Consider the following 13263-nt stretch of genomic DNA (forward strand, 5'->3'; position numbering starts at 1 on the left):
TCTGATGAACCAAATTTATGTCTGCCTATATCGCTCCAAGCCAAATCGCTCAGCGTCAGCTAGAGTACTTCAACGGAAAACATGTTTTAGTTGCAGGTGAAGTCGAAGATATGTTCCCTCTGGAACTGACCGCACACTGTGAATCGGTCGAAGTCTTTACTTCAAACTACAGCTATTTCCGTCAAATCCGTCACTCAGACAAAATAAAAAGCCATTTTGGTTCTGAATTTGATGTGGAAACTCAAGCCGACATGCTCCTGCTGTATTGGCCAAAAGCGAAAGCAGAAGCCGAATATTTGCTTGCCATGCTCATGGCTAAACTGGGCGTGAACGCGGAGATTGTGGTTGTCGGTGAAAACCGTTCCGGTGTAAAGAGCATTGAAAAGATGTTCAAAGAATATGGCCCTGTGAACAAATACGACTCAGCTCGCCGCTGCTCTTTCTACTGGGGTAATTGCTTAAATGAGCCAAAGCCATTCAATCAAGAAGATTGGTTTAAGTCTTACACGGTAACCCTTGGTGAGCAGTCACTTACAGTAAAAAGTTTACCGGGCGTATTCAGTCATGGTGAATTTGACTTAGGCAGCCGTCTACTACTGGAAACCTTACCTAACTTGTCAGGCAAAGTGCTCGATTTTGGTTGTGGTGCCGGTGTTTTAGGCGCGTTCATGGCGAAAGCAAACCCAGAAATTGCGATTGAGATGTGTGACATCAACGCGTATGCCATCACCTCAAGCCAAGCAACGCTTGAAGCCAACGGTTTGTCTGGTCGCGTGTTTGCGTCTGACATTTACTCAGATACGGCCAATGACTACCGATTTATCATCAGCAACCCACCATTCCACAGTGGTTTAGACACCAATTACAACGCGGCTGAAACTCTGTTAGGTCACGCGCCACAACATCTTTCAAACCATGGTGAGATGATCATTGTTGCGAACAGCTTCCTGAAATACCCACCAATTATTGAGAACGCATTCAATAATTGCGAGACGCTAAATAAGACCAATAAGTTCTCTATCTACTACGCGAAAAAATCGTAATTGTGAGCCGCGCAGGCAAGAACCTGCGCGCTTCTTTCCTAAAATTGCCCCATTTTTAAGAAAAACTGCGTGACTCTGCACGCTTTGCAACTAACTTTCTTGTCAAAGAAAAAAAACTCGTTAATTTTGTTAATTCTATCGAATTTAACTTCTTATCCGTTTTTAACGAGAACCTAGGCGAGCACCTTCAACCCATGCAAGCCCTTTACGAGTTGTAATCTTATCCATGTTTAAATTCTACAAAAAACAGAAATTTAAGCGCCTTCAGAGTACGCTGATGACTGCGTTTCTTGTCCTCAGCATTACGCCTCTTACCATCACTGCGATTTTTTTCCTGCAATCCCATAGTAAAGATCTGCAAGAACAGAGCACTTCACATCTGCTTTCTGTTCGTGATACCAAACAACAACAGATCCTCGACTACTTCGAAGCGCAAGAAACCGAAGTCATGGGATTTGTACGCTCTGAGCTCGCGTATGCCAGTGGTGGTCGTTTTTACGGCCTCGTCAATGCATTTAGCCGTTTAGGCAATGATATTGAAGAAGCACGTGAAAATGCTCAGCAACGTTATATCGAAGGCAGCGGTGACCAAATCAAAACATCGATTTTACCGGAGTCCTCAAATTATGTCGGCAGTGAACGTTATCGCTTACTCCACAAACGTTATCACTGGGCGTATCTGGAGCTACTCAAACGCTCAGATTTTAATGATATTTTGCTGGTCGATATTAACGGCAACGTAACCTATTCCATTAACAAAGACGACAACTACGGTACTAACCTACTAACGGGGCGCTATAAAGACTCGGCATTAGGTAAAACCTTTAAACGTCTAGCTGATGACGTCAACGAACGCCGCAAAGTGAATGAAGATTATACGCCCGTCATTATTTCTGATTTTGAACTGGAACATGGTCGACAAGTCGCTTGGCTTGGTGCACCTATCGTTCAGCAAGGCTATTTGCACAGCTATGCTATGTTCCGTTTACCAAACAACGGCATTACCAAGCTGATCGCAGATAAAAACCGTGAATCGTCCATCAACACTCTACTGGTCGGCAGCGATCAGCAACCACGTACGATTAATACCAAGCAAGACAGTATTCAAAACAGTCTTGAAGTCATCGATAAAGCTTTAGCGGGACAAACCGACGTTGGCACCTACACCAATGGACTTGGCGAAGAAATTATCGCTGCATTTGCCCCAATTCAAACACGCGGCATTACATGGGCGCTCGTGGTTCAACTTCCAGAAAAAGAGGCGTTTTCACGCATTCATCAACTGGAAAAGCTCTTCGTTATCGCCATGCTAATCGCGATCATTCTTGTGGTGATTGCATCGCATTATTTGTCCAACTTCATTACATCACCACTGCTGAAGCTGACTTGGGCGGCGGAGAAAGTATCCGCTGGCGACCTCGACGAAACGACATTCAATACCGAACGTAAAGATGAAATCGGTCGCTTGGCTATCAGCTTCGAACGTATGCAGCGCTCGATTCGAGAAAAAATCCAAACCATCAAACAGCAAAACGAAGAACTTGAAAGCAACATCAAGCTGATTCAGAAGCAAAATGATGAGTTGCAACTGGCTGATAAACTGAAAGATGAGTTCCTCGCAACAACCTCGCACGAATTGCGTACACCGCTACATGGCATGGTTGGGATTGCAGAAACCCTCGTGTCAGGAGCAAATGGAGTCATTCCCGCCAGTCAAAAATACCAACTTGATATCATTATCAAGAGTGGTCAACGCTTAGCTAACCTCGTAGACGATTTATTGGATTACCACAAAATGCGCTATGGCAGCATGGATATACAAAAATCGGCAGTAAGCTTAGCCAGTGCAACACGCTTGGTGCTTGAGCTTTCTAATCACCTGCTAGGCAATAAGACCATTCGCATCATCAACCAAGTACCCGCCGACCTTAAAGCCGTTTCGGCCGATCCGCAACGCCTCGAACAAGTGCTGTATAACTTGATTGGCAATGCCATTAAATACACCTCAGAAGGTAAGATCGTCATTTCCGCTACCATTGTTGACGATCACGTCCGCGTGCAAGTGGTCGATACTGGTCAGGGAATTCCAGCAGAGCATCTTGAGCATATTTTTGAGCCTTTAATTCAAGCTGGTCAAGATGCAAGTCGCTATCGTCAAGGTGCGGGACTGGGACTATCGATTAGCCGCCAACTGATTGAGTTGATGGGCGGTTCGCTTTACGTAAGCAGTCAGCCGATGGTCGGCACCACGTTTAGTTTCACCTTGCCATTGGCCAGCGAAGAGGAAATCCAAGCAACTCAAACCTTAGTGGCGCGCGGGCACTTTCAAATTCCTGAGATTAATTTGGAAAATGGCGACGACTTATCGCTACCAGAGAACCCTGATGGCCCACTGCTTTACGTCGCAGATGATGAACCCGTTAACTTGCGAGTACTGGAAAGCTTCTTGCGCCTAGAAGGATACCGCGTTCGTACCGTTTCAGATGGCCCAGAAACGCTGGCGCTGGTTGAACAAGAAAAGCCAGAACTGCTGTTACTCGACATTATGATGCCCGGCATGAGCGGCTACCAAGTATGTAGTGAACTACGTGAAACCTATGATCATGCTGAGCTACCGATCATTATGCTCACCGCTCTCAGCCAAACAGAAGACCGAGTGAGAGGCTTTGAAGCAGGCGCGAATGACTACTTATCGAAGCCATTCAACAAACAAGAGTTGGCGGCACGTATCCAAGCGCATTTAACAGCAAGTAAAGCGGAAATGCGCCATATGGAAAACAAAGTGCTGGAGTCAGAGCTTAGACAGCGTGCTGTCGTCGAAGCAAGCCTTCTTGAAACTCAAGGTCGTTTGTTAGAACAGCTAGAATCTGCACCGGAAGCTATTATTTGTCTGCGAGAAGATCAGCGTATTCGTTTTGCCAACGAAGCGGCTTGTAAGCTATTCAAACGCAGTTTAGAGCAACTTAAACGCTCGTCAGCTGACGAACTGATCGCACCAAAATATTTGACGGTGAAGCAGCCTCATTATTGCGGCAAGATTGATATCTACATTGAGGATATTCGTCAAAACATTGAAGCCGACATTCTAAAACTGCCAGAAGGCTCCGGCTTAGATGTGATGTACATCTTTAATGTCGGTGGTGGAGCTAACGCCGCGCGTATTCATAACCTAGAAACTGCGGTAGAAGTACTCTCAAGTTATGCATTCGATGGTGATAGAGACCAGTTGCAGAAACTCAAAGAGCTTGGCGGAGAGTTTACTCGTTTGGCTGATAAGGCTTTGGGCAACAAAAAAGATAAGCAAGATTTGATGCGTGAAGTGTTGGTCGATGCCATGACGCATGCATTGGACTATTGGGAGTCTGTTACGGGTGAAAGTAAATTTGCGTTTGCCGAACAAAGTGGACTGTGGCGCGTCTACCTCGACCGAAGCACACTGCAAACCCGCACGCTCGATAAATACATGCGTATCGAAACTCTGCCTAAAACACCGCGCTGGAGAACGGTTCTGAGTTCGATTGAGTTTATTCTTGAACACTGTAAAGAACAGAGCCCTGAACGTGCTTACATCGAAGCACAGCGCGATAAATTGCAGAGACTGCTCACTAGCTAAACCTCTCATAAAATACAAGCCTCGCTCAATGCGGGGCTTTTTATACCTATTGTTTTCTGCCTATGGGTGGTACGCACTCTCCCCTCTCAAACACAAAATGCATGACATGTAAACGGTGAATGTATGCTCCTATGCACTCAACGAACTAGTACAAGCTGACATTTTCACAAACACCATTAATCTTAGCGACGACCTCAAGCACTCTTCTTAATTGAGCTCATTTCCTAGCGGCTTCGACGGAACTCTCCTCTTCTTTAAACGAAAAAACACCGTAGTTAAAAAGTGTTGTATTGCACTATTTATCAATCCGCCATTCTTCTTTGATAAATGGGAAATTAGACTTCATTTTTCTTGTAAAAAAAGCATAATCCCTCCCTTAATTTCGCTGGTAAAAAAGACGATTTTTCATATTCCAAACGGAAATTGACCAACAATTGACAGAGATTGCGAAGTCAATCACAACAGAACGGCAGATTAAATTTCACCTGATTAATTAACGCTTTCAGCGCATGTGAGCTAGATCTCTGAACCTTAGATAGACAGAGAGAACCCTTTAAAAACTTACACCTAAACGTTAGCACCCACTAACACACAAACAAAACGCGGATATAAACTGCGACACATATCAATGTTCATTTTTCAACCAAGAACGAGCTAAAAGCAAACAAAATGACGTTTATGACGTGGACGAGTGTATTTTTAACGTTTTTAACGGGAATCGAGTTTGATTATTTTATGGATAAGGTGTTTTCTTACTCCTGCCTAAGGCCTACAGGCCACTCTTAACGAGACTTAATGTGAAAAGCGTAAGTAACGAAAAACGAAGAGGTAGGTCTTGGAGAGTGTTTATCAATTGATGACATTCAATTCCATTTAGTGAAATGAAAGCAAATAGTAAGGAACAGCTATGCTTGCCAATATTAAAAAAACAGCACTAGCAACAGCAATTATTGCAACAGCTACTACAGGTTTTGCATCGGTAGCTACTGCGGCTGAACGCAGTGAACTGACTATCCACCCTAAAGAGTTTACAACTTTCGTTCGTAACTTTAACCCTTTCTTGGGTGCAACTAACTTGCACACAACAACCGACTTCATCTACGAGCCACTAGTTGTTTTCAACGAAATGCACGGTAACACTCCGGTATTCCGTCTAGCTGAAAACTTCAAAATGGCTGACGACCTAATGAGCGTAACTTTCGATATCCGTAAAGGCGTGAAATGGTCTGATGGTCAAGCATTCACTGCTGACGACGTTGTTTACTCTTTCAACCTAGTAAAAGAGAAGCCTGAGCTAGACCAGTCAGGCATCAACTCTTGGGTTACTGGTGTTGAGAAAGTTAACGACTACCAAGTTAAATTCCGTCTAAGCGAAGCAAACTCTAACGTTCCTTACGAAATTGCTAAAGTACCAGTTGTACCTAAGCACGTATGGAGCAAAGTGAAAGATCCAGCAACGTTTACTAACGAAAATCCTGTAGGTTCAGGCCCATTCACAGTGATCGATACGTTCACTCCACAATTGTACATCCAATGTCAAAACCCGAACTACTGGGATGCTGACAACCTAGATGTTGACTGTCTACGTGTACCTCAAATCGCAAACAACGACCAATTCCTAGGTAAGATTGTTAACGGCGAGATGGACTGGACTTCTTCATTCGTTCCTGACATTGACCGTACTTACGCAGCAGCAAGCCCGAACCACCACTACTGGTACCCGCCAGCAGGTACTCAAGCGTTCGTAGTGAACTTCAAAAACCCAGACGCGGCTAAGAACGAAGCACTAACAAACGTTGACTTCCGTCGCGCGTTCTCTATGGCGCTTGACCGTCAAACTATCATCGACATCGCATTCTACGGTGGCGGTACAGTGAACGACTTCGCATCTGGCCTTGGCTACGCATTCGAAGCTTGGTCTGACGAAGCAACTCACAACAAGTACAAAGGCTACAACACGTACAACGTTGAAGGTGCTAAGAAACTTCTAGCGAAAGCTGGCTTCAAAGACGTGAACAAAGATGGCTTCGTAGACACACCATCAGGTAAGTCTTTTGAGCTTCTAATTCAATCGCCAAACGGTTGGACGGACTTCAACAACACAGTACAACTAGCGGTTGAGCAACTAGCTGAAGTTGGTATTAAAGCACGTGCTCGTACTCCAGACTTCTCTGTGTACAACCAAGCAATGCTAGAAGGTACTTACGACGTTGCTTACACCAACTACTTCCACGGTGCAGATCCACACTTGTACTGGGATAGCGGTTACAACTCGAAGCTACAATCTGGCGATGGTATGCCTCGTTTCGCGATGCACTTCTACAAGAACGACAAGCTAGACAGCCTACTTAACAGCTTCTACAAAACAGCTGATAAGCAAGAACAGCTAGAAATCGCTCATGGTATCCAGCAAATCATCGCTCAGGATCAAGTTACTATCCCTGTGTTGTCTGGCGCTTACATGTACCAATACAACACAACTCGCTTCACTGGTTGGTGGAACGAAGAAAATCCTAAGGGCCGTCCAAACATTTGGGCTGGTATCCCAGAGCGTCTACTTCACGTACTGGACCTAAAACCAGTTAAATAAGTAGAAGTTCATTTCTCGCGGCACACATCCCGTGTGCCGCCTATAAAAATCCCCTAATAACGAAACCAATATGTGGCGCTCGTCGTCAGGGGATTTTTCGCTCTAAATTTCGCTAGGGGCGACCTGAAACCAGAAACAGGGAAAAAATCTGGGTGAGTAAGGTGTGAGTTATGGGTTATTTTTTAAGACGTTTGTCGTTCTATCTTGTCGCGCTCTTAGTTGCGGCGACGTTAAACTTTATTATTCCGCGAGCAATGCCTGGTGACCCAGTTACCATGATGTTTGCGAACGCTTCAGTACAGGTAACGCCAGAGCGAATCGCAGCAATGAAAGAATTGCTAGGTTTCGTTGATGGTCCTATTTACATCCAATACCTGTCCTACATTAAAAACATTCTAAGCTGGGAGCTAGGTACTTCAATTCAGTTCTATCCGCTTTCAGTAAACTCTCTACTTGGCAGTGCATTTGGCTGGTCTCTGTTCCTAGCTGGTACAGCGGTTGTACTTTCTTTCTCAATCGCATCAGTTCTTGGCATCTTCGCCGCTTGGAAACGTGGTAGTCGTTACGATGCCTTCGTAACACCAGGCACACTGATCATCCAAGCTATCCCACAAATGGTTATCGCAATGCTAGCGCTGTTTACCTTTTCAATTGGCTTGAAATGGTTCCCATCTGGCTACGCTTATACACCAGGCACCGTGCCAGATTGGTCAAGCTGGGCATTCATTAAAGACGTTGGTTACCACGCGGTACTGCCTCTATTTTGTGCAACGATTGTTCAAATCGGTGGCTTCCTAGTAAACATGCGTAACAACATGATCAACCTTCTAGCTGAAGACTACATCACTATGGCTAAAGGTAAGGGGCTAAGCGAAAACCGTGTGGTATTTAACTACGCCGCTCGTAACGCTTTACTTCCAAGTGTGACTGCACTTTCAATGTCTCTAGGTATGGCTATCGGTGGTCAGTTGATTATCGAAATGATCTTTAACTACCCAGGCCTAGGTACTGTTCTATTGAACGCTATCCACGCTCGTGACTACCAAGTACTTCAAGGTCAGCTAATTATCATGACGATGTTCATGCTGTGCTTCAACTTAATGGCTGACATGCTGTACATGATTCTAGACCCTCGCCTACGCAAGGGAGGCAAATAATCATGAAAAACTTATTCAAACTGATTTTAGGCAACTCGTTCGCACGTATTGGTTTAGCCATTATCACGATCTTCATCTTCGTTGCAGTGGCAGCACCATTAATTACAAAACACGCACCAGACAAGCGTACTGGTAATCCTCATGAGTACCCAAGCTTTGTTGTGAAACAAGCGCAAAGTAACCCTGATGGTTGGGTGGCTAAGAACCTAGCAGACGATCGTCGCACGCTGATTATGTCTAAAAAAGCAGATCACGTATTAGGTACTAGCCGTATGGGCCGCGACATCTGGTCACAAGTGGCTTACGGTGCCCGCGTATCACTAGGGGTAGGCTTTGGTGCTGGCATCATCGTGTGTTTCCTAGCGACGGTCATTGGTATCTCGGCAGGTTACTTCGGCGGTAAAGTGGATGACGTATTGAGTGCTGCAATGAACATCATGTTAGTAATTCCTCAATATCCATTGCTGTTTGTATTGGCGGCATTCATTGGCGAGGCAGGTCCTCTCACCATTGCCTTAATTATTGCAGGTACTTCCTGGGCTTGGGGCGCTCGTGTTGTTCGCTCGCAAACCATGGCACTGCGTGAGAAAGAGTTCGTTAAAGCAGCCGAAGTTTTGGGTGAATCTCCATTCCGCATCATCTTCGTTGAAATTCTGCCAAACCTAATTCCTATCGTAGGTGCAAGCTTCATCGGTTCAGTAATGCTGGCAATCAACACCGAAGCCGTTATCTCGTTCTTGGGTCTTGGCGACGCAAACACCATCAGCTGGGGCATCATGCTGTACAACGTACAAACATCTTCAGCAATGTTGATTGGCGCATGGTGGGAAGTACTCGCACCTTGTATTGCACTAACACTACTGGTTACTGGTCTTGCTCTGTTGAACTTTGCCGTTGACGAAATTGCGAACCCTCAGCTTCGTTCTCACAAAGGCATGAAACGCTGGAAAAAACTAGCAGCAAAAGACAAGAAAGAGCGTGAGCCTGAATTGGCACCGCAAAATGCACTATGGAGCGGAGATAAATAATCATGACTGCACCACTAATTTCTATCCGTAACCTATGCGTAGACTACATTACAGATGCGGGCGATGTCCGCGCCTGTAACAACGTAAGCTTTGATATTGCACCGGGCGAAGTCTTTGGTCTGGCTGGTGAATCAGGCTGTGGTAAATCAACCGTTGCTTTCTCGCTAATGCGCTTACATAAGCCGCCAGCGTTTATCACCGGAGGTGAAGTTATCTTCAATGGCGAAGACATCCTCCAATACAGTGATCAACGCATGCAATCATTCCGTTGGAGTGAAATGTCGATGGTATTCCAAAGTGCGATGAACGCGCTGAACCCAGTTCTCACTATGGAAGAACAGTTCTGCGACGTAATTATGCGCCACACAGGACTCACTCGAGCTCAAGCAAGAGTTCGCGCTGAAGGCCTATTGGAAATAGTTGATATTCATCCTAGCCGCTTGAGCGATTACCCTCACCAGTTCTCTGGTGGTATGCGTCAGCGTTTGGTTATCGCTATTGCTCTGGCTCTGAATCCGAAGATGATCATCATGGATGAACCAACTACGGCACTAGACGTGGTGGTACAACGTGAAATTCTGCAAAAGATTTACGCGCTTAAAGAAGAGTTTGGCTTCTCAATTCTGTTCATTACTCATGACTTGTCGCTGATGGTCGAGTTTTCTGACCGTATCGGCATCATGTATTCAGGTGAATTGATTGAAGTCGCACCTTCGAAACAAATTCTGGAAAGTCCTTACCACCCTTACACCAAAGGTTTGGGTAGCTCTTTCCCTCCACTAACTGGTCCTAAGACCAAATTGACTGGTATTCCAGGCAACCCTTTGAACCTATTAGAGATTCCTCAAGGCTGCCGCTTCCAAGCTCGCTGTGACCGTGTCCACGAAGCTTGTACACGAGTACCGACTCAGCTGCGTCAAATTGAACCTGGTCGTTATTCAAACTGCCACTTGTACGGCGATACGATTGCTCAAGCCAAGGTTTAAAACCAGAAGTCACGCTAGCTAAGAACAAAATTACACTGGAGAGAATTATGAGCAAACAACTCGGCGAACTGCTGGTTGAGGGTAAAAACGTCGTTAAGGACTTCCCGTTAAACAGTAACTCAATCAAGCAGTCAAAGATGCGTGCTATCAACGACGTATCTTTCAAAATGTACAAAAGCCGCGGTTTGTCAGTAGTGGGCGAATCTGGTTCAGGTAAATCGACCACCGCTAAAATGATTGCAAAAATGTACGCACCTACTGACGGCATCATTGAGTACAAAGGGCGTGATATTCAAGACATCACCTCAAGACAAGACTTGATGGCGTATCGTGAAGGCGTACAAATGGTGTGGCAAGACCCGTTTGGCTCGCTAAACCCAACGCACAATATCTTCCACCATATTGCGCGCCCGCTGCTTATTCATAAGAAAGTAGCACCGGGCAACAAGAAAGAACTGGAAGAACGTGTGTACGACCTACTTGAACAAGTTGGTCTTATTCCACCAAAAGAAACGGCGCAAAAGTTCCCGCACCAGCTATCTGGCGGTCAGCGTCAACGTGTAAACCTAGCTCGTAACATCGCAGTTGGTGCAGAAGTGGTATTGGCGGATGAGCCAACATCGATGCTCGATGTATCAATCCGTGCCGGTGTTCTGAACTTGATGGAAGAGATGAAGTTCGAGAAACAAATGTCTCTGCTTTACATCACTCACGACATCGCAACAGCGCGTTACATTGCTGAAGATCTCGCGGTCATGTACGTAGGTCACATGGTTGAATGGGGCGATACTGAAGAAATCATTCACGATCCTCAACACCCATATACTCAACTGTTGGTATCTGCGGTTCCAGATCCATCAAAGTCTATTCACGAGAAACTGAAAGGCAACAAAGGGGAAATCCCACTTTGGACACCAGAATCTGTCGGCTGTCCATTTGCAGGACGTTGTGTACACGCTACCGACAAATGTCGCGAACGACTACCGGGCGTCACTCAACTGTCCGACAACCACTTTGTCCGCTGTTACTTATTTGAAGATTAATCATAACGAGGGTCAGGTTCAGCCTGGCCCATTCCTGTTTTTATCGTTTCCCGGAGACATTGAATGCTGCTACTGACTAACCACATTGGTTATGAACGTCTGGGTCCCAAAAAAGCCATTATCCAGACCGAACAACCACACTTGTCTTCTTACACTGCTCAATTGATTTGTGCCACTAGCGAGCAAACAGTGGCAACTTTTGCGGTTGAAGAACAAGGTAAAGTGGCGAACTGGCATCAGGGCTATTTCTACCTCATCGACTTTTCATCTTTCACAGATTCAGGCGACTATTTCCTGCAAGTGGAAGATTCGCGTTCTTCTTATTTCACTGTTGGCGAACATATTCTGTTAAATCAAACCCTGTCAGATGTGATCCACTACTTCAAATCACAACGTTGCGGTGGGGTTTTCGATCAACAAGATCGACAAGTGCCAGTGCTCAACGCCAATCAAACAGTTGATGTTCACGGTGGCTGGTACGACGCATCTGGAGACGTTAGTAAGTACTTAAGTCATCTTTCATACGCTAATTATTTGAACCCTCAACAAACTCCAATGGTGGTTTGGAACATACTAAAAGGGCTTTCATTGCTTGAAGGAAGCGAAGACATTGCAGCCTTCACACGCACACGTCTTATTGAAGAAGCCCTGTTCGGTGCAGACTTCCTTGTTCGTATGCAAAACGAAAAAGGCTTCTTCTACATGACGGTCTTTGATAAGTGGAGCAAAGATACTGCGCAACGAGAAATCTGTGCCTACGAAACGCAACTTGGTCACAAATTTGACGACTACCAAGCAGGCTTTCGACAAGGTGGCGGTGTCGCCATCGCAGCTCTGGCCGCGGCGTCGCGTTTAGGTGTTCACGGCGAATACGATCAACAGAAATACCGCAACGCTGCTGAAAATGGTTACTGGCACTTAAAAGAGCACAATACGCAGTACCTCAATGATGGTGAAGAAAACATTATCGACGAATACTGTGCGCTACTAGCTAGTGTAGAACTGTTTAAAGCCACCAAAGAAACTCGCTACTTGGAAGAGAGCCGTTTGTGGGCACAACGCTTAGTTGCCCGCCAAATGAGCGACGAGCAGATTCAACACTTTTGGTCAGCAAACCAAGACGGCAGTCGTCCATACTTTCACGCTGCCGAAGCAGGTCTACCAGTTATTGCCCTATGCGAATACCTAGCAATTGAAGACGACTCCGTACCGACAGAATCGGTAAAACGCATCGTTAACCGAGCGTGTGAGTTTGAGATCAAAATATCGAATAAAGTGACCAACCCATTCGGTTACCCTCGCCAGTATGTTAAAGGCGTAAACGAGTCAAAACGCGATGCATTTTTTGTCGCACACAACAATGAATCCGGCTATTGGTGGCAAGGCGAGAATGCTCGATTGGGCTCACTCGCGACCATGGCGTATCTTGCTCAACCGCATATAGCATCGCAAGAAATACAGCAACAACTTTCCGTGTTTGCTCAAGATGCATTGAACTGGATTGTAGGCTTAAACCCATACGACATGTGCATGCTTGATGGCCACGGTCGTAACAACCCTGATTACCTTCCTCAATATGGTTTCTTCAACGCTAAAGGCGGTGTGTGTAACGGAATCACTGGCGGCTTTGAAGACGAGGAAGACATCGCATTTAACCCACCAGCACAAAAAGACGACATGTTACAAAACTGGCGCTGGGGCGAACAATGGATCCCGCATGGCGCTTGGTACTTACTCGCGATAATGAGTCAAGCTCAGCATATTTCTCAGTTGGCAACCTCTAAAAATATTAAGGAACAATAA

General features: G+C 45.6%; 8 protein-coding genes. All 8 read left to right on the forward strand.

From position 1 onward, the window contains the following. The first annotated feature begins 17 nt into the window (after positions 1 to 17). Positions 18 to 1043, forward strand: coding sequence for a 16S rRNA (guanine(1207)-N(2))-methyltransferase RsmC (rsmC, locus tag ACF8OV_RS01925; RefSeq protein ID WP_005461281.1), 1026 nt, complete (start codon positions 18 to 20; stop codon positions 1041 to 1043). Between the two features lie 226 nt (positions 1044 to 1269). Beyond that, positions 1270 to 4656: a response regulator gene (locus ACF8OV_RS01930; RefSeq protein ID WP_005461251.1), complete on the forward strand. Its 3387-nt coding sequence runs from the start codon at positions 1270 to 1272 to the stop codon at positions 4654 to 4656. Positions 4657 to 5563: 907 nt separating this feature from the next. Continuing rightward, positions 5564 to 7246, forward strand: coding sequence for an ABC transporter substrate-binding protein (locus ACF8OV_RS01935; protein WP_005461274.1), 1683 nt, complete (start codon positions 5564 to 5566; stop codon positions 7244 to 7246). 170 nt (positions 7247 to 7416) lie between these two features. Then, positions 7417 to 8403 (forward strand): ABC transporter permease, encoded by a 987-nt coding sequence (locus ACF8OV_RS01940; protein ID WP_005461259.1) that lies wholly within the window; start codon positions 7417 to 7419, stop codon positions 8401 to 8403. Between the two features lie 2 nt (positions 8404 to 8405). Next, positions 8406 to 9431 carry an ABC transporter permease gene (locus ACF8OV_RS01945; RefSeq protein ID WP_005461261.1) on the forward strand — a complete coding sequence of 342 codons (1026 nt, stop codon included), beginning with the start codon at positions 8406 to 8408 and terminating at the stop codon, positions 9429 to 9431. Positions 9432 to 9433: 2 nt separating this feature from the next. Beyond that, the gene (locus tag ACF8OV_RS01950) at positions 9434 to 10417 is read left to right on the forward strand and encodes an ABC transporter ATP-binding protein (RefSeq protein ID WP_005461267.1); all 984 of its coding nucleotides are present in this window, start codon (positions 9434 to 9436) and stop codon (positions 10415 to 10417) included. Between the two features lie 47 nt (positions 10418 to 10464). After that, entirely contained in the window at positions 10465 to 11460 is a 996-nt protein-coding gene (locus tag ACF8OV_RS01955) for an ABC transporter ATP-binding protein (RefSeq protein ID WP_005461254.1), read from the forward strand. Between the two features lie 63 nt (positions 11461 to 11523). Further along, on the forward strand, positions 11524 to 13263 hold the full coding sequence (locus ACF8OV_RS01960) for a glycoside hydrolase family 9 protein (protein ID WP_042762597.1): 1740 nt from the start codon (positions 11524 to 11526) through the stop codon (positions 13261 to 13263).

This window comes from Vibrio sp. GLN_1 (genome assembly GCF_043106015.1).
Classification (GTDB): Bacteria; Pseudomonadota; Gammaproteobacteria; order Enterobacterales; family Vibrionaceae; genus Vibrio; species Vibrio parahaemolyticus.